17 protein-coding genes are annotated in these 17,786 nt (G+C 69.1%); 9 read left to right on the top strand and 8 right to left on the bottom strand.

Annotated elements, in window-relative coordinates; genetic code table 11:
- Window positions 1–798 (top strand): SDR family oxidoreductase, encoded by a 798-nt coding sequence (locus tag MJQ72_RS04190; protein ID WP_240597815.1) that lies wholly within the window; start codon window positions 1–3, stop codon window positions 796–798.
- Complete coding sequence (locus tag MJQ72_RS04185; protein WP_240597813.1) at window positions 795–1,700, top strand: SDR family oxidoreductase; 906 nt, start codon at window positions 795–797, stop codon at window positions 1,698–1,700. Before MJQ72_RS04190 ends, MJQ72_RS04185 begins: the two co-directional genes overlap by 4 nt.
- A gap of 36 nt (window positions 1,701–1,736) precedes the next feature.
- Here MJQ72_RS04185 and MJQ72_RS04180 read toward each other — a convergent pair whose 3' ends face one another.
- Both MJQ72_RS04180 and MJQ72_RS04175 read right to left on the bottom strand, forming a co-directional pair.
- Window positions 1,737–3,680, bottom strand: a complete 1,944-nt coding sequence (locus MJQ72_RS04180) for a 5'-methylthioadenosine/S-adenosylhomocysteine nucleosidase (RefSeq protein ID WP_240597807.1) — start codon at window positions 3,678–3,680, stop codon at window positions 1,737–1,739.
- Window positions 3,677–4,378, bottom strand: a complete 702-nt coding sequence (locus MJQ72_RS04175) for an NUDIX hydrolase (protein ID WP_396426926.1) — start codon at window positions 4,376–4,378, stop codon at window positions 3,677–3,679. The genes MJQ72_RS04180 and MJQ72_RS04175 overlap by 4 nt, the downstream gene beginning before the upstream one ends.
- A 217-nt stretch (window positions 4,379–4,595) precedes the next feature.
- On the opposite strand from MJQ72_RS04175, the gene MJQ72_RS04170 reads away from it, so the two are divergent.
- Window positions 4,596–5,117 (top strand): hypothetical protein, encoded by a 522-nt coding sequence (locus tag MJQ72_RS04170; protein WP_240597804.1) that lies wholly within the window; start codon window positions 4,596–4,598, stop codon window positions 5,115–5,117.
- Between the two features lie 79 nt (window positions 5,118–5,196).
- On the opposite strand, the gene MJQ72_RS04165 is transcribed toward MJQ72_RS04170, so the two are convergent.
- On the bottom strand, window positions 5,197–6,063 hold the full coding sequence (locus MJQ72_RS04165) for an N-acetyltransferase (RefSeq protein ID WP_240597802.1): 867 nt from the start codon (window positions 6,061–6,063) through the stop codon (window positions 5,197–5,199).
- Window positions 6,064–6,126: 63 nt separating this feature from the next.
- On the opposite strand from MJQ72_RS04165, the gene MJQ72_RS04160 reads away from it, so the two are divergent.
- Window positions 6,127–6,972 carry an SCO6745 family protein gene (locus MJQ72_RS04160; RefSeq protein ID WP_240597800.1) on the top strand — a complete coding sequence of 282 codons (846 nt, stop codon included), beginning with the start codon at window positions 6,127–6,129 and terminating at the stop codon, window positions 6,970–6,972.
- Between the two features lie 40 nt (window positions 6,973–7,012).
- Window positions 7,013–7,498 (top strand): pyridoxamine 5'-phosphate oxidase family protein, encoded by a 486-nt coding sequence (locus MJQ72_RS04155; RefSeq protein WP_240597798.1) that lies wholly within the window; start codon window positions 7,013–7,015, stop codon window positions 7,496–7,498.
- Here MJQ72_RS04155 and MJQ72_RS04150 read toward each other — a convergent pair.
- On the bottom strand, window positions 7,495–8,658 hold the full coding sequence (locus MJQ72_RS04150; RefSeq protein ID WP_240597796.1) for a steroid 3-ketoacyl-CoA thiolase: 1,164 nt from the start codon (window positions 8,656–8,658) through the stop codon (window positions 7,495–7,497). The genes MJQ72_RS04155 and MJQ72_RS04150 overlap by 4 nt on opposite strands.
- A gap of 243 nt (window positions 8,659–8,901) precedes the next feature.
- Here MJQ72_RS04150 and MJQ72_RS04145 point away from each other — a divergent pair, with 243 nt between their 5' ends.
- From MJQ72_RS04145 to MJQ72_RS04135, 3 genes are read left to right on the top strand one after another with little or no spacing between them, the layout of a single operon-like run.
- Window positions 8,902–10,128: a cytochrome P450 gene (locus MJQ72_RS04145; protein ID WP_240597791.1), complete on the top strand. Its 1,227-nt coding sequence runs from the start codon at window positions 8,902–8,904 to the stop codon at window positions 10,126–10,128.
- 41 nt (window positions 10,129–10,169) lie between these two features.
- Window positions 10,170–10,958, top strand: a complete 789-nt coding sequence (locus tag MJQ72_RS04140) for a transglutaminase family protein (RefSeq protein WP_240597788.1) — start codon at window positions 10,170–10,172, stop codon at window positions 10,956–10,958.
- 48 nt (window positions 10,959–11,006) lie between these two features.
- The gene (locus MJQ72_RS04135; protein WP_240597787.1) at window positions 11,007–12,029 is read left to right on the top strand and encodes a YhjD/YihY/BrkB family envelope integrity protein; all 1,023 of its coding nucleotides are present in this window, start codon (window positions 11,007–11,009) and stop codon (window positions 12,027–12,029) included.
- On the opposite strand, the gene MJQ72_RS04130 is transcribed toward MJQ72_RS04135, so the two are convergent.
- From MJQ72_RS04130 to MJQ72_RS04120, 3 genes are read right to left on the bottom strand one after another with little or no spacing between them, the layout of a single operon-like run.
- Window positions 12,026–13,186 carry a thiolase domain-containing protein gene (locus MJQ72_RS04130; RefSeq protein WP_125687929.1) on the bottom strand — a complete coding sequence of 387 codons (1,161 nt, stop codon included), beginning with the start codon at window positions 13,184–13,186 and terminating at the stop codon, window positions 12,026–12,028. The two genes, MJQ72_RS04135 and MJQ72_RS04130, sit on opposite strands and share 4 nt — an antisense overlap.
- A complete protein-coding gene (locus MJQ72_RS04125) occupies window positions 13,183–14,238 on the bottom strand; it encodes a thiolase domain-containing protein (RefSeq protein WP_240597786.1) in 1,056 nt (351 codons plus the stop codon). The genes MJQ72_RS04130 and MJQ72_RS04125 overlap by 4 nt, the downstream gene beginning before the upstream one ends.
- 8 nt (window positions 14,239–14,246) lie before the next feature.
- Window positions 14,247–15,275 carry a Zn-ribbon domain-containing OB-fold protein gene (locus MJQ72_RS04120; protein ID WP_396426925.1) on the bottom strand — a complete coding sequence of 343 codons (1,029 nt, stop codon included), beginning with the start codon at window positions 15,273–15,275 and terminating at the stop codon, window positions 14,247–14,249.
- 53 nt (window positions 15,276–15,328) lie between these two features.
- Between MJQ72_RS04120 and MJQ72_RS04115 the strand changes: the two genes are divergently transcribed.
- Window positions 15,329–16,888, top strand: a complete 1,560-nt coding sequence (locus MJQ72_RS04115; protein WP_240597778.1) for an acyl-CoA synthetase — start codon at window positions 15,329–15,331, stop codon at window positions 16,886–16,888.
- An 85-nt stretch (window positions 16,889–16,973) separates the two neighbouring features.
- On the opposite strand, the gene MJQ72_RS04110 is transcribed toward MJQ72_RS04115, so the two are convergent.
- Window positions 16,974–17,762, bottom strand: coding sequence for a crotonase/enoyl-CoA hydratase family protein (locus MJQ72_RS04110; RefSeq protein WP_240601251.1), 789 nt, complete (start codon window positions 17,760–17,762; stop codon window positions 16,974–16,976).
- Between the last annotated feature and the right edge of the window lie 24 nt (window positions 17,763–17,786).

Genomic DNA, 17,786 nt, shown 5'->3' with positions numbered 1-17,786 from the left:
ATGGCACTCGAACTCCGGCTCGACGGCGCCGTGGTGCTGGTGACCGGTGGCGTCCGCGGCGTCGGCGCCGGTGTCACCAGGACTTTTCTGCGCGCCGGCGCCGAAGTCGTCACCTGCGCCCGCACCGAACCCGAGCGGCCGGTGTGCGCCGGGGAGAAGGCGTCGAGCTTCATCTCCTGCGACGTCCGCGACCCGAAGGAGGTCGACGCGCTCGTCGACGAGATAGTCCGGCGCCATGGCAGGATCGACGTCGTGGTCAACAACGCGGGCGGCGCGCCGTACGCCGAGGCCGCGAACGCGTCGCCGCGGTTCCACGAGAAGATCGTCGCGCTGAACCTGCTGGCGCCGCTGGCCGTCGCCCGTGCGGCGAACGCCGTCATGCAGGAGCAGGAAAGCGGCGGTGTCATCGTGAACATCAGCAGCGTCAGCGCGACGAGACCGTCGCCGGGGACGGCGTCCTACGGCGCGGCGAAAGCGGGCCTGGACAACCTGACCGCGTCGCTCGCCGTCGAGTGGGCGCCGAAGGTGCGGGTCAACGGGCTCGACGTCGGCATGGTGCGGACGGAGCACTCGCATCTGCACTACGGCGACGAAGCGGGCATCGAGGCCGTGGGCGCGACTGTCCCGTTAGGACGGTTGGCCGATCCGGACGAGATCGGTTCCTGCGCGGTGTTCCTGGCTTCCCCGCTGGCCTCCTATGTCAGCGGAGCCTGCCTGACCGTCCACGGCGGGGGAGAGGTGCCTGCCTTCCTCGCCGCATCCAATTCCCTGGTGAAAGAACGAAAGGAGCCGGTGTGAGCGGGATCGCCGACGGCCGGATCGTGGTGGTGACCGGAGCCGGTCGCGGCATCGGACGGGCGCACGCGCTCGCGTTCGCCGCCGAGGGCGCACGGGTGGTGGTGAACGACCTCGGCGCCGGGATCGACGGAAGCGGCGGATCGGCCGGGCCCGCGCAGGACGTCGTGGACGAGATCGAGGCGCTCGGCGGCAAAGCGGTGGCGAACACCGACGACATCGCCTCGTGGGACGGCGCCGCGGCGCTGGTGCGGACGGCCGTCGAGACCTTCGGCGGGCTGGACGTCCTGGTCAACAACGCGGGCTTCCTGCGCGACCGGATGCTGGTCAACCTCGGCGAGGACGAATGGGACGCCGTCATCCGCGTCCACCTGAAGGGGCATTTCGCGCCGACGCGGCACGCCGCCGAGTACTGGCGGGCCGAAGCGAAGGCGGGCCGGACGCGGGCCGCGCGGGTGATCAACACCAGCTCCGGTGCCGGGCTGCTCGGCAGTGTCGGGCAGGGGAACTACGCGGCCGCGAAGTCCGGCATCCTGGGCCTCACGCTGGTCGCGGCGACCGAATTCGCGCGCTACGGCGTCACCGTGAACGCGATCGCCCCGGCCGCCCGCACTCGCATGACCGAAGTGGCCTTCGCCGACGACATGGCCGCGCCGGAGGACGGTTTCGACGCGATGGCACCGGAAAACGTGTCGCCGCTGGTGGTGTGGCTCGGCAGCGAGGAGTCGTCCGGGGTCACCGGCCGGGTGTTCGAGGTCGACGGCGGACGCGTCTCGATCGCGCAGGGTTGGCGGCACGGAACGGTGCGGGACAAGGGTTCCCGGTGGTCGCCTGCCGAACTCGGTCCGGTGGTGGGGGAGCTGCTGGCGGAGGCTCCCGAGCCTGAACCCGTTTATGGGGCGTAGTGGCGCTCGATCAGTGATCCGGGCCCCGTCGCGGAACTAGACGAAAGGGGCCGTCGTGGCGGCTTCGAGGGCTGCGTGGACACGTTGCCAGAACGCCCGGAAGTCCGCATCGGCCTCCTGGTTGCCTGATTGCATGGCGGCGAGGCGGCGGAAGGTTCCGATCTGCTCCTGCGTGACAAGCAACGAAAACTCCCAATCGCCTTCACTCTCCGTCGGGAGAGCCTGCTCGCGTCGCTTCGCCAGCTCCCGCGAGAGCATCCGCAGGTTCAGGAGAGCTTCGGGGTTCGAAGCGCTGTCGTCCGCCATGTGCCCGATGAGGGCATCCACCAGCGAGACGAGCGAATCGTAGTCTTGCACCGAGAGCACGAAGTTGTAGTGGAACAGCTCGGTACAGATCCGGTTCTCCGCGCGCTGCCGCCACCAGACCGGCGCCAGCTCTTCGGGCCGGGGGCCGGAACCCTGTCGCAGATCGGCCGCGAATTTCCGAAGGTTCCCTTCGCCGATGCTCCGGCAGTATTCGAGCGCGACCGCCGGCAAATGGATCCGTGTGGGCATGAGCAGGGTGAAATGGCCGAGGATCGCCACGCTTTCGTCTTCGGTCAGGGTCCCCCACTCTCCGTAGGTCCCACCGCACTCCCGATCCAGGTCGCCCAGGCAGAACGCGAACATTCGGTACTTGGAGCCTCCCCATTCCCGTTCGACCCAGCGTTCGTACTCGGTGTCGGTGGCCATGGGCTTCCTTTCGTCCGGGTGGGGGAGCTGCGGTGTGGAATCGAACTGGGCGCGGCCCTGTAGCGGGCCGAGCCCCATCGCCAGTCTGCGTTGCAAGCCCTCCAGGCGGGATCGCGCGCCACCGTGACCGCCGTCGGCGGATTTCTCGTACCACTTGAGCGCTTCGGCGGGCTTTCCCAGCCGTTCCTCGTAGAGCCGTCCGAGGTAGAGCGCCCCGAACACGCTGCCGAGTTCCGCGGATTTGGCGTACCAGTACATCGCGGTTTCCACATCAGCGGCGGACGGCTCACCTGACTCTTGCCCGCGCCGCGATGCCCGTAGTCGGCCTTCGGCGATCAAGCCCACCCGAGCCATCGCGTCGGCGTGCCCGGCGGCCGCCGCTTCGCGGTAGAGCCGTTCGATTTCGACCAGGTCCTCGACCGTCGTCTCGAACCGCATTTCCAGTTCGCGGGCGGTCTCATAGGCATGAGTGCCGTCGAGAACGGCCTCGGGCACCGCTTCGTGTGCGAGCAGTTCGAAAGCGAACGCGGCCGCGTGCCGGGATGCCACGGGCTGCCAGTGTTCGTCGGCAGCGCCGCTCTTGCCGGACAGCAGATCGGAGATGCCGCGCACGACCAGGGCCTGGACGCCGTCGTTGAGGTAGGCGCCGTGCAGGAAGCCGTGGCCTTCCATTTCGACCGCGGCCGCGTCCCCACAGTGCCGGTCCAGAAAGCGCGCGGTGGCCGAGCCCGTGTCGCCGACGACCTTGCCGCCCGCCGCGATCGGCTTGACCACGGCTTTCGGTGCGGTCGCCGGAGTGGCGGGAAGGATACGGTGTTGCCACGCCTCGTCGCGGGCGAGCTGCTGGGCGCGGCGGAGCAGCCGCGTGGTCGGGGCCGCGGTTTTGATGCGGGGCAAGAAATCGGTGGCAGTCTCCCTGCCGGATTCGTAGTCGTAGATGTGGTCGGCGATCACGACGTCGCCGAGGGACACGTCCTTGCGGCCGCCTGCCACCCCGACGAACAGCACCATTTGGGGGTGGAAGACGGAGATGGCGCGTTCGAGCTCGATTCCCGCGTGGGTGGCGCCGGCACCGGTCTGGGTGAGTGCCACCCGGCAGGGGCCGCGGCCGGTGGGGAAGACGCCGATCTGATAGAGGGTGCCGCGTTCCTCGCGTTCAGCGAACGGCCCGCGCAGATGGTCGCGAACGGCAAGGTACTCCACACCCAGTGCGGCGCAGACCACCACCGAGACCTCCCCGGCGCTCATGCCGTCTGCTCGCGCAGGATCGCCGGGTGCAGGCGGGTCACCGGTCCGGCCCGGTACAGGGCCGCGGGCCTGCCTCCGGTCTCGGACGACTTTCCGCCAGTGGCGATCAGGAAACCAGGTACGCCGGTCACCTTCCGGTGGAAGTTCGCCGGATCCAGCCGGATACCCCAGACGATTTCGTACACGTCGCGTAGCTGGCCGATGGTGAACTCCGGTGGGCAGAACGCGGTCGCGAGGGTGGTACTGGTAAGCGCTTCTCGGGCATGTTCGACCGCGTCAGTCAGCAAACGGTGGTGGTCGAAAGCCAGTTTCGCCTCCGTGTCCAGCAAATCGCGGACGGGGAGCCAATGAGCGGCGCGGGCGTCGCCGCCGGCCACGGGCATGGGCAGGTCCGGCATCAGCGCGACGTAACAGACGGATACGACGCGGCCCCGCGGATCCCGGTCCGGCGCGCCATAGCTGTGGAGCTGTCGGACGCGCAGCCAGGCGGCGTCCAAGCTGGTCTCCTCGGCCAGTTCCCGATACGCGGCCTGGTCGAGGTCTTCGCCGTCTTCGAGGAATCCGCCAGGTAACGCGAACCGGCCGCGGTAGGGCGGAGTGGCGCGTTCGACGACCAGGACATGCAGGGACCGCTCGCGGATGGTCAGCACGGCCAGGTCGACCGCGACCGCGGCGGGAGGGGTTTCCAGCTTGCTCACGAACTCCACCCTACCTTCTGGTCGCATTGACCAAAAGAGGTTGTTAACGGTATCGTCCGGATAGTCGCTAATAGTCAATCTGACCATAAGACCCTCGACACTCGGAGGAGGGCAGATGAAGGTCATCTGTTCGATGCGCACCTTGATCTTGATCGCGGTGTGGGCGGCCGGGGTCGGCGTGGTCATCGGAGCGATACTCGCCTGAGGAGGCCAGGGAATGGGAGAGCGATGGGGCTGGTCGGAGTTCGTCGCCATCGGCCCGTACCGAGGGGACATCACCACCTATCCGGACTCGTTCGAATCGAAGGCCCGCGCGCAGGAGCATCTCCTGCTGTATCTGGAAAACGTCGGGAATCCGACATGCGAGGTCGCCGCGCCCTTGGTACGGCAGGCGGCGCCGACCGGCAATGGCCTGTTGGTGACGGCACCGCCGACGCACGCCTGGTTCGTGTACCGGGTGCCGGACGGCGTAGCCACCGGGCAGGCGGCTGGTTTCTACCTGGCGGATCACGAGAAGGAGCTGTGGCGACGACTGCTGAACACACGCCGGAACGCCGCTTCGAATGATTCGGGCTGCGCGGTGGTGGCGTTGAGTGTCGTGGGTGCTGCGGTGGCGGCCTGGGCGCACGGAAAATGGGGGTGTGACGGCTATACCCCCAAGGGGACCCGGTCTGGCTCGCCGTCACCTGGCCCCTTGTCGGCAAAGGGAATCGGTGCCCGTCCGCCTCAGCCACGGTGAATGCGGCCGATGAAGTACCTTCAGAGCCGAAGTGTGTCGCGAAAGCCACTTTCGCGACGTCTCAGCCAAGTCCTTCAGCTCAGGCGTCCCGCGTCAGGTCCCGGACCTCGGGCAGCCGCTGGAACCCGCCCGATTCGTAGGTCGCGACGGCGGCGACGTTGGAACTCGGCGTGTTCACGCCCGCGCTCGACGAGCCGAGCTCCCGGAGCGCGGCAGCCGCGGCGAAGGTGATCGCGCGCCCGTGACCGTGCCCGCGGTGGTCCCGGTGCACGCCCATCGGCTCCAGTACACCGGGTTTCCCCGGACCGGCCGACCACACCGCGACCGCCGCGACAGCGTCGTCCTTCTCGTCGTATCCCACCAGGAACCGGGCGTCGGCGTACGGCGCGCCGGTCGCCAGCGTGCGCCACTTCTCGGGCGTGAACGTCGAGCCGTCGAAGGCGCCGCGCATCACGTCGGCCCATACCCGGCAGTCGTCCGGCCCGATCGTCTCGATCCGCAGGTCCGGGGCCTTCACCGGTTCGGTGAGATCGCGGCGCAACGGGGTCCACGGTTCGCCGGTGTGCCAGCCGTGGCCGGGCAGCAGATCCTGGAGCAGCGCGTCCATCGGCGCTTCGATGGACACCTCTCCGGGCGGGAGCACACCGCGATCCGGCGCGTGCACGTCTTCGGCCAGCCGCCGTGCCAGGTCTTCGTCCCGGCGGACGTCCGGCGCGGTCGTGAGCCGCAGGAGGTCGGCTCCGTCCAGCAGCCCGACGGCGAGGATCCGCCCGTCCCGGCGCCAGATCCGCACCGCCGCGGCCGTCGCTTCCGCCCCCGAACGCCAGAACCAGCCGAGGTCACCGGGATGCACTTGCCAAGCCACGCCTTCGGATTGCCACTCCCGCAGCGCGCCGACGGCCTCGTTCAGCCCATCGAGCCCCGGTTTCTCCAAACTGATCACCATGTCGCGATCACACACCACGCCGCGAGGAGCCGCATTCGGTTTTCGGCGGGGCAAGATGGGGGAGTGAAGTCACTTCAGCGCCGTCTCTGGGAAGCGGTCGAGCCGCTGCACGCCGTCGTCTACTTCGCCCCGGAGACCGCGGCCGCGGCCAAGGCGGCAGGTCTGCCGGGCTGGTGGATGGGCTATTTCGCCGGCCGGGTCGCGCCGCTCGGGCCCCTGCCGGAACCACCCGCGACCGCGATGCTCTTCGGGTTCGCCCCGAGGATGGTCGCGCGATCCCTGCCCGACGCGTGGAAGTACGCCGAACCGGCGGTCGTCCTCCAGAGCCGGATGGAGGCCGTCGAGGAAGCCCTGAACCGGATCCTTCCCGCCGGCGCGCCACTCGCAGCCCTCGCCGAGCTGCTCGAACAGGCCGTCACCGGCTGCGACTACGAGGCCAGGCCGCTCGCCGCCGCCTGGTCCTCGGTCGCCAGGCCGGCGTCGCCGGCGGGCCGGGTCTGGCTCGCGGCGACGGTGCTGCGCGAGCATCGCGGGGACGGTCATGTGCTCTCCGCCGTCGCCGCCGGGCTGCGCGGGCTCGACACGACGCTGACCCACATCGGCAGCGGCGCGGTGACCCGCGAGGTCATCCAGATCAACCGTGGCTGGTCCGACGGCGAGTGGGACGCGAGCGTCGCGCGGCTCTCGGACCGGGGAATCCTCGACGGCGATCTCAGCCTCACCGGCCCGGGAATCGAGCTGCGCCAACGCATCGAGGACGAGACGGACCGCCTCGCCATCGGCCCGCTCGACGCCTTGGGGGAGGACGGGGCGGCCGAGGCCGTGCGGATCGCCGTCCCGCTGAGCCGCCGGATCTTCGACGTCGGCGCGATCCCGCTGCCGAACCCGATGGGGGCGCCGCGGCCCTGATCGTTCGAAACTGTCGGACCCCGGTGGGACGCTGTGCGGCATGGCGACGTGGCAGCAGTTCAGTGAAGAGGCACCCGCGCTGGCGGAGAAGATCAAGGAACGGTTCACCGCGGCGAAGTCGCATGTGCTGGCGACGGTCCGGCGGGACGGTTCGCCCCGGGTCAGTGGCAGTGAGGTCGACTTCCGTGAGCAGGACCTGCTGATCGGTTCGATGATCGGCGCGATGAAGGCGAAGGATCTGCAGCACGACGGCAGGTTCGCGATCCACGCCGCCTCGGCGATCGACGAGGGCGGCGCGGACGCGAAGGTGTCGGGAAAGGCCGTCGAGATCACCGATCCGGCGGAGGTCGCCCGCCTGCAGGGTGACGACGGGGAGGCCCACGTCTTCCGGCTCGACCTCACCGAGGCGGTGCTGACCTGGGTCGAGGGCAACACCATCTATTTCGACTTCTGGAAGGAGGGGCAGGGGCTCAAAAGGCTCGCGAGGCCGGACAACGGTCCGGTGGTCGAGGTCGCCTTGAGCTAGATCCGTTCGATGATCGTGCCGGTGGAAAGCGCGCCGCCGGCGCACATCGTCACCAGCGCGGTGCTCGCGTCGCGGCGTTCCAGTTCGTGCAACGCCGTCGTCAGCAGGCGGGCGCCGGTGCTGCCGACGGGATGCCCGAGCGCGATCGCGCCACCGTTCACGTTGACCTTGGCCTCGTCGGGCCGGTGCACCCGTTGCCATGACAACACGACCGAAGCGAACGCCTCGTTGACTTCGAAGAGGTCGAGGTCGCCGATCGTCATCCCCGCCCTGGCGAGGACGCGTTCGGTCGCCTGCACGGGGCCGTCGAGGTGGTAGTACGGCTCCGCGCCGACCAACGCCTGCGAGACGATCCGCGCCCGCGGCCTGAGGCCCAGTGCCTTGGCCCGGTCCGAGTCCATGAGGAGGAGCGCGGCCGCGCCGTCGGAGATCTGCGACGACGTCCCGGCCGTGTGCACGCCGCCTTCGAGGACGGGCTTGAGCTTGGAGAGGCCTTCGACGGTCGTCTCGCGAAGTCCTTGGTCGCGCGACACCAGCCGGGTCTCGCCGGTCGGCGTGCCGTCTTCGCCGAGCACGGGCGCCTTCACGGCGACGACTTCGCGGTCGAAGTGGCCCGCGGCCCACGCGGCGGCGGCCTTGGCCTGCGAGGCGGTCCCGAACTCGTCGACGTCGAGGCGCGTGATCCCGCGGCGTTCCGCGATCCGCTCGGCCGCGCCGTACTGGTTCGGCATGTCGATCGACCACGACTCCGGCCGTGGCGCGCCGATGCCCTCGCCGCGGTTCGCGCCCAGCGGGACCCGGCTCATCGCCTCGACGCCGCACGAGACCCCGGCGTCGATCGCGCCCGCCGCGATGAGCCCGGCGATCAGATGCGTCGCCTGCTGTGCCGAGCCGCATTGGGCGTCGATGGTCGTCGCGCCCGTGGTCTCCGGGAGCCCGGCGTGCAGCCACGCCGTGCGCGTGACGTTGCCCGCCTGCTCGCCCGCCTGGGTCACGGCGCCGCCGATCGCCTGCTCGACGAGCGCGGGATCCACTCCCGCGCGTTCGAGCAGCGCGCGCTGCGCCGCGCCGAGGATCTCGGCGGCGTGCAGCCCCGCCAGGTGCCCCCTGCGCTTGCCGACAGGGGTGCGGACCGCCTCGACGATCACCGGACTACCCACGTTCGCCTCCTGGGAAACACTGTTCACTACCGAGAAAAGTAGAACACGTTCTTGATTTGAGCAAGCGATCCCAGGGGCGGCCGGATTTTGATCACTGGTCGCCGTTCCCGCTTCTTGCAGGGATCGCAAGATCCACGTGCGCCGAGTAAACGGGTTTCACTGAAACTCTTCACTTGGTAAACGTCGTATGCTTCAATCGGGTCTAGAACGTGTTTCATTGGCGAACCGCGTAGGAGGTAGCCCGTGGCCGCTCCCCTGATCCCCGCCGGTTTCGATTTCACCGATCCGGATCTGTACGCCACCAGACTGCCTCTGGAGGAGTTCGCCGAACTCCGCCGTACGGCACCGGTCTGGTGGAACCCCCAGCCGCACAACACCGCGGGCTTCCGCGATGACGGCTACTGGGTGGTCAGCCGGCTCGATGACGTCAAGGCGGTGTCGAGGGACAGCGAGCTGTTCTCCTCCCGGGAGAAGACCGCGATCATCCGGTTCGACGAGAACATGACCGACGACAGCCTCGAAGCCAACCGTCTGGTCCTGCTCAACATGGACGCCCCGCAGCACACGAAGCTGCGCCGGATCGTGTCGAAGGGTTTCACGCCGAGGTCGATCGCGAAGCTCGAGGACACCCTGCGCGATCGCGCGGAGAAGATCGTCAGCGAGGCCAAGAAGAAGGGCTCCGGCGATTTCGTCGTCGACGTCGCTTGCGAACTTCCCTTGCAGGCCATCGCCGAACTGATCGGCATCCCGCAGGAAGACCGGCTGAAGATCTTCGACTGGTCGAACCAGATGGTCTCCTACGACGACCCCGAGTACGAGGTCGAACCGCTCGCCGCGTCCGCGGAGATCGTCGGCTACGCCTGGAACATGGCCGAAGAACGCCGCAAGTGCCCGATGGACGACATCGTCACGAAGCTGGTGCAGGCCGACGTCGACGGCGAATCGCTGGCGTCGGACGAGTTCGGCTTCTTCGTCATCCTCCTCGCCGTCGCCGGCAACGAGACCACGCGCAACGCGATCACCCACGGGATGAAGGCGTTCCTCGATCACCCCGACCAGTGGGAGCTGTACAAGAAGGAGCGCCCGAAGACCGCGCCGGACGAGATCGTCCGCTGGGCCACCCCGGTGGTCGCCTTCCAGCGCACCGCGACCCGGGACACCGAACTCGGCGGGCAGCACATCCGCAAGGGCGACCGGGTCGGGATGTTCTACAGCTCCGCGAACTTCGACCCGGACCACTTCGACCGGCCGGAGAAGTTCGACATCCTCCGCGAGGACAACCCGCACGTCGGATTCGGCGGCACGGGTTCGCACTACTGCATCGGCGCCAACCTCGCGCGGCTGGAGATCGACCTGATCTTCAACGCCATCGCCGATGTCATGCCGGACATCACCGAACTCGCCCCGCCCGACCGCCTCCGGTCGAGCTGGCTCAACGGGATCAAGCACTACCAGGTCCGCTACGCCTGACCTGATCGGCCGGACGCGACCCCGTGGGGCACCATGGGGCCATGGGTCCCCACGTACAGGTCGACGTCGAAATGTCCTTCCGGGTCACGAAACCCGGCCCCGCCGCGTTCGTGATCGCGCTCGCCGGTGGGGCCGGGCACGAGGAGTTCGCCTATCCCGCGCCGCCGCGCCAGGTGGCGTTCGAACACGGGACCCGGGCCCAGGTCGTCGAGCTTCCGCCCGGTGAACACGTCGTGCGGTACCGCGCCGGACGCACGCTCGACCCGGCCGACGCCGAGCCGGTCGCTATGGACGACGTCATCCGCTACACCAGGCCCAGCCGGTACTGCCCCTCGGACCGGATGGGCGGGCTCGCGCTGTCCCGCTTCGGCGGCCTGCCCGACGCGCGAACCCAGGTGGAGGCGATCGTCCGGCACGTGGGCGAGCACCTGTCCTATGTGGTCGGTTCCGGTTCGCCGACCGACGACGCCGTCGACACCTACCTCGCCGGGGAAGGGGTCTGCCGCGACTACGCGCACGTCTGCATCTCGCTGTGCCGTGTGCTCGACATCCCCGCCCGGTTCGCCGCCGTCTACGCGCCCGGACTGTCCCCAATGGACTTCCACGCCGTGTTCGAGGCCGCGATCGACGGCCGCTGGTACGTGTTCGACGCCACCGGCCTCGCGCCGAGGCAGAGCCTCTGCCGGATCGCCACCGGCCGGGACGCCGCCGACACCGCGTTCCTCTCCACCCTCGGCTGTGAGCTGGACTTTCTCGGCAACACCGTGCTGGCGACCGCGGGCCCGTCGCTGCCGGAGGACGACGGCTCGCGGCTGATCGCGCTCGCTTGATCGCGTGTTGCCCCCGACCCGTGACCTGCCTGAGGTAGACATTGGCGTGTGAGGGAGAAGCAAGCATCGACGAAATGGAAGCGGCTGCGTGCCCGCTACCGCTGGCTGGACCACGTGGCGCGGGCCGTGAACCGCTACATCGAGTACGGCGGTTACCACTACGTCGCGTCGATCACCTATTTCAGCCTGTTCTCGCTGGTGCCCATCCTGATGGTCGCGGTTTCGGTGGCCGGTTTCGTGCTGGCGAGCCAGCCGCAGCTGATCGAGTCGATGCTGAACGCGATCACCGGCACCCTGCCCGGCGGCCTCGGTGACAAGGCGGGGGAGCTGCTCACCGGCTTCGTCGAGCAGCGCACCAGTGTCGGGATCATCGGTCTGATCATCGGCTTGTACTCCGGCTGGAACTGGATGAACTCGCTGCGGGACGCGCTCACCGCGCTGTGGGGCCAGAACCGGTCGGATCTCCCGCTGCTGCGTACGATCGCCGCGGACCTGCTCGCGCTGCTCGGCCTCGCGAGCGCGCTGCTGCTCTCGTTCGCCATCACCATCTCGGGGTCCGCGCTCGGCCGGTACCTGCTGGGGCTGGCCGGGGTGGACGACACCGCGTGGGGCCACAACGTGCTGTCGGCGATCTCGATCCCGTTGGCGCTGCTGGCGAACTGGCTCGTGTTCCTCTGGGTGCTCACCCGGTTGCCGCGGAAACCGGTCGGGGTCTCGAGCGCGATGCGCGGCGCGGTCGCGCTGGCGCTGGGCTTCGAACTGCTGAAGCAGGCCGGTGGGATCTACCTGCGCCTGATCGGGAACTCGCCGACCGGGGTCGCGTTCGGTTCCATCATCGGTCTGATCTTCTTCATCTCACTGGTGGCGCGGATGCTGGTGTTCGTCACGGCCTGGACGGCGACCGCGCGCGACGCCCCGCCGGACCCGGTCGAACCGCCGCCTCCGGTGGTGGTCCGGCCGGTGGTCGCGGCACCCGATCGGCACGGGCTCAAGCCGGTGCTGGTGGGCGCGGTGACCGGGGTGGTCGCGACCTTGGCCGCGCAACGCCTCCGGCCCCGCCGCCGGATCTAGCTCGGCTTGGCCGACCCCACCACCCACATCGAGAAGAACTGCGAACCGCCGCCGTACGCGTGCCCGAGCGCGATCCGCGCGCCGTCGACCTGGTAGTCCCCGGCCCGGCCCATCACCTGCTTGGCCGCCTCGGAGAACCGGAGCATCCCGGACGCGCCGATCGGGTTCGACGACAGCACGCCGCCCGACGGGTTGACCGGCAGGCGTCCGCCGAGCGCGGTCTCACCCGCCTCGGTGAGCTTCCAGCCCTGACCCTCGTCGGTGAAGCCCAGGTTCTCCAGCCACATCGGCTCGAACCACGAGAACGGCACGTAGATCTCGGCGGCGTCCACTTCGGACAGTGGGTCGGTGATGCCCGCGTCGCGCCACAACGCCGCCGCGGCGTCCCGGCCGGCTTGCGGGTTGACCTGGTCGCGACCGGCGAACGTGGTCGGTTCGGTGCGCATCGCGGTCGCGTGGATCCACGCCGCGCCACCGGGAACGGCATCGCCCGACGCCTCGTCCCCGATCACCATCGCGCACGCGCCGTCCGAGGACGGGCACGTCTCGTCGTAACGGATCGGATCCCACAGCATCTGCGACGCCCGCACCGACTCCACCGTGATGTCGGACTGCCGCAGATGCGCGTACGGATTCAGCGCGCCGTTGCGCCGGTCCTTGGCCGCGACGATCGCCCCGACGTGGTCGGGCGCGCCGGATCGCCGGATGTACGAGCGCACGTGCGGCGCGAAATACCCGCCCGCCCCGGCGCCCACCGGCATCTGGAACGGCGGCAGGATCGACAGGCCCCACATCGCGTTCGACTCTGACTGCTTCTCGAAAGCCACGGTCAGCACCCGTTTGTGCACGCCCGCCTGCACCAGCGACGCCGCCACGAGCGCGGTCGAGCCGCCGACCGAACCCGCGGTGTGCACCCGCAGCAACGGTTTCCCGGTGGCGCCGAGCGAATCGGCGAGGAACAGTTCGGGCATCATCACGCCCTCGAACAGGTCCGGCGCCTTGCCGAGGACGACCGCGTCGATGTCGTCCCAACCGGTCCCCGCGTCGAGCATCGCCCGGTCGATGGCCTCCCGGAGCAGGCCGGGCATGGACACGTCGGTGCGTTTGGCCTTGTGGTGCGTCTGGCCGGTTCCCAACACGGCCGCGAGGTGCTTCACGAGAGGACCTCCAAGGTCGCGACCAGGTTCTGCTGGAGGACGGGGCCGCTGGTCGCGTGGGCGAGGGTCTTGCGCGCGCTGCCGTCGAGGATGCGGTTCGCCGCCTCGCCGATCCGCGCCAGCCCCGCCGAGAACATCGGATTACCGGTCAGGACGCCGCCGGAGGGATTGATCCGCACCTGGTCGCCGAGGCCCAGCGCGTCGCGCAGGATCAATTCCTGATGGGTGAACGGCGCGTGCAGTTCGGCCACTTCGACGCCGTCGAGGTCGAGCGCCCGTCCGGCGGCGGCCGTCGACGGCGACTTAGTGAGGTCCCGCACGCCGAGCGCGGGGGAGTCGACGCGGTGCTCGATCCCGGTGATCACCGCGGGGCTGTCGACGAGGTCCGCCGCCCGTTCGGCCGACGCGAGGACGAGCACGGCGGCGCCGTCGGTGATGGGCGCGATGTCGTGGGCCCGCAAGGGATCCGCGAAGTACGGGGCGTCGAGAAGCTCCGCGACCTCGACCGTTCCGGAGAGTTGCGCGGCGGGATTGCCGGCGGCGTCGGCGCGGCTGCGCGCGGCGACCTCGGCGAGATCCTTTTCCGACCACAGCCCGGATTCGAGCCCCAGCCGCGCCTGGATCCCGGCGACGCTCACCGAATCCGGCCACAGCGGCGCGACGACGTAAGGATCCATCTGCAAGGCGAGCACCCGCCGCAATTGTCCGGCGGAGGATTTGCCGAAGCCGTAGACCAGCGCGGTCTCGACCTCGCCCATCCGGATCTTCAGCCACGCCTCGTAGAGCGCCCAGGCGGCGTCCATCTCGACATGCGACTCGTGGATCGGCGGGAAGGCGCCGATGGCGTCGACCGCGGCGATGAACGAGAACGCGCGGCCGGCGAGGTAGTCCGAGGAACCCGAGCACCAGAACCCGATGTCCTCTTTGGACAGACCGGTGCGCTCGAAGACCTCGGCGAAGATCGGCACCAGCATTTCCACGCCGTTGGTGGTGCCCGGGGTGCTGCGGACGTTGGGGGCCTGCGCGAAGCCCACGACTGCTACATCTGGCACGGTGGTCCTCACAGATGGTGGGCGAAGGATTCGTAGGGCGCGTCGGGTTCGCCGGTCGGTTCGAAATGGCCGATGTTCTCCAGCGACGTCCACCATTCGTCCCGTGGCTTCCAGACGGCCCGGACCCGCATGCCCATCCGGACGTCGGCGGCGTCGCAGCCGAGGACGAGGTGCAGGAACGCGATGTCCGCGCCGTCGAGCAGGATGTACGCGGCGACGTACGGCGGTTTGATCTTCTGGCCGAGGAACGGCACGTTCACGATGCAGAACGTGGTGACGATGCCGGTGTCGGGCAGTTCGACCTCGTCGGTGGTCGGGACACCGTCGGTCGGGCACGCGCCGCGCGGCGGGATGTAGACCTTCTCGCACGACGGGCAGCGCTGGCCGATCAGCTTCCCCTCGGCGAGCCCGCGCAGGTACCGGCTTTCCTCCGGCGACGCGGAATGCTCGTAGCGCAGGTGGATCGGCGTGATCACCACGCTGACCGGCGCGCCGTCCTCGCGTTTCGCGACCGGAGGAGGCGGCTCGGTGGTTTCGGTGTCGGGCCCGTCGGCGGGGACGAAGTAGGCGATGTCCCGGATGTGGCCGACGGTCTCGTCCGCCCAGCGGATCCGGACCCGCTGTCCCGTGTGGACATTCGAAGGGGAGCCGGCGTCGACGGCGTGCAGCATCGAGGTGTCGGCGCCGTCGAGGCGGATCAGCGCCCACGCGAACGGCCGCGACAACGGCTGACCGTCGACGGGTTCGGCGATCCAGGACCAGGAGACGATCTCGCCCTCGGAGGCCACCGGAACGAACTCGGACAAGGCTTCGGCGGTCACGGGGTCGTACTCCAGCGGGGGCACGTGGACGCGGCCGTCGCTGCCCCGGACGCCTTCGACGCGGCGCTCGCGCAGGGCGTCGACGAACCGGCCGAGTACCGGGCCGACCGAACGCGTGTAGTCGAAGCCCACGTTGAGCGGGGCCGACAGCGGAAGTTCAGGTGCGCTCACATCCTGAGTGAAACATGTTCTCGATTTCTCGGCAAGATCGGCCATCTGGGCTTGGCTGACGGTTGCCCTTGAGTGGAACGCGTTCTAGATTTGCGGGTATGTCGACTGCCACCGGGACACTTGGGGTCTGGAACATCGCCGCACAGGAGCCGGAGCGGGTCGCGCTCGTCGATCCGGACGGCCGCTCGATCGGCTACGGGGACCTCGCCGCGAAAGCGAACGCGTACGCCCGTGGCCTGCAGGCCCTCGGGCTGGAGGCCGGAGACGTGGTCGTCGTCCTGCAGCCCAACGGCGACGAACTCGTGGCGGCCTACTTCGCCGCCATCCAGTCCGGCCTGTACATCGTGGTGGTCAACTGGCATCTGGTCGGGCCGGAGGTCGCCTACATCCTGTCCGACAGCGGCGCCAAGGCCTTCCTCGCGCACGAACGGTTCGCCGACGTCGCGATCGCCGCCGCCGACGAGGCCGGGATCCCGGAATGGGGCCGGTTCGCCGTCGGCGACGTCGAGGGCTTCCGCCGGATCGAGGAACTCGGCTCCGGAGAGGGCGACGGGCGCCCGGAGCGGCGTACGGCGGGCTCGCCGATGCTCTACACGTCGGGGACCACGGGGCGGCCCAAGGGTGTCCGGCGGCCGTTGACCGGCGCCGACCCCGACTCCGTGCCCGCCGCGTCGACGTGGTTCTTCGGGATCTTCGGGCTCGCGCCGCACGACGGCCACGTGCACCTGTGCGGATCGCCGCTCTACCACACGGCCGTGCTCAACTTCGTCGCGATTTCCCTGCAGCTGGGCCATACCGCGGTGCTGATGGACCGCTGGGACGCCGAGGACATGCTGCGGCTGATCGACCGGCACCGCGTCACGCACAGCCATATGGTCCCGACGCAGTTCCGCCGCCTGCTCGCGCTGCCGGACGACGTCCGCGCGGCCTACGACCTGAGTTCGCTGCGCGTGATGATCCACGGCGCCGCGCCGTGCCCGCTGGAGGTCAAACGCCGGATGCTCGACTGGTGGGGCCCGGTCGTCACCGAGTACTACGCGGCCACCGAAGGTGGCGGCACGGCGATCTCGGGCGAGGAATGGCTGAAGAAACCGGGTTCGGTCGGGCTGCCGTGGCCGGGTTCGACGATCAAGATCCTCGACGACGAAGGCACGGAACTCCCCGCGGGCGAGACCGGCACGGTGTACATGAAGATGGGCGACTCGAAGTTCGAGTACCACAAGGACCGGGCCAAGACGGACAAGGCGCGGGTCGGGGACCTGTTCACCCTCGGCGACGTCGGGCATCTCGACGAGGACGGCTACCTCTTCCTGCACGACCGCAAGGCGGATCTGATCATCTCGGGCGGGGTCAACATCTACCCGGCGGAGATCGAGGGCGAACTGGTGATGCACCCGAAGATCGCCGACGTCGCCGTGTTCGGCGTCCCGCACGAGGACTGGGGCGAGGCGATCAAGGCCGTCGTCGAGCCCGCGGACGGTGTCGAGCCCTCCGACGAGCTGACCGCGGAGATCCTCGAGTACGCGGCGTCACGCCTCGCGAAGTTCAAGCTCCCGCGTTCCGTCGACTACTTGCCCGAACTCCCGCGAGATCCGAACGGGAAGCTCTACAAGCGCAAGCTCCGCGACCCGTACTGGGAAGGCCACCGCGTGCCGTAACTCGTAACTCGCGTGATTGGAGGCGTAACTCGGGAGTTACGCCTCCAATCACGTGAGTTACGGCCTCAATCACGCGAGTTACGGGTTAGCGGCCTCGGAAGACGGGCTTGCGCTTCTCGGCGAAGGCGCGGGGGCCTTCCTTCGCGTCTTCGCTCGCGAAGACCTCGATGCCGTACTGGGCGTCGAGCTTGAAGGCCTCTTCCTCGTGCATGCCCTCGGTGTCGCGCATCGTCTTGAGGATCGCGCGGACCGCGAGCGGGCCGTTCTGGGAGATGAGGCTGGCGAGTTCGAGCGCCTTGTCCAGCGCCTTGCCGTCCGGCACGACGTGGCCGATCAGGCCGATCTCCAGTGCCTCGGCCGCCTTGATGTGGCGTCCGGTCAGCAGGAGGTCGGCCGCGACGGTGTACGGGATCTGCCGGGGGAGCCGCACGGCCGAACCGCCCATCGGGAACAGGCTCCATCGCGCTTCGGACACGCCGAACCTCGCGCTCTCGCCCGCGACGCGGATATCGGTGCCTTGAAGGATCTCGGTCCCGCCCGCGATCGCGGGGCCCTCGACGGCCGCGATCAACGGCTTCGTCAGCCGCCGCCCCTTCAACAGCCCCTCGATCTTGCTGGGGTCGAAAGTGCCCTTCTCGAACGAATCGGACGGCGAGTTCTTCGACATCGACTTCAGGTCCGCGCCCGCGCAGAACGCGCCACCCGCGCCGGTGAGCACGCAGCACCGGATGTCGTCGTCCTCGTCGACCCGGTTCCACGCCTCGACCATGATCCCGAGCATCTCGCCGCTGAGCGCGTTGCGGGCCTCCGGCCGGTTCATCGTCACCACGAGGGTGTGTCCGGTCTTTTCCACCAGCGCGTGCGGTTCGTTCACCACATTTTTCAAAGTTTCAGCCTC

It is taken from the genome of Amycolatopsis sp. EV170708-02-1 (assembly GCF_022479115.1).
Lineage (GTDB): Bacteria > Actinomycetota > Actinomycetes > Mycobacteriales > Pseudonocardiaceae > Amycolatopsis.
Note: the sequence above shows the minus strand (reverse complement) of the source record. Positions and strands in the feature narration are given on the sequence as shown.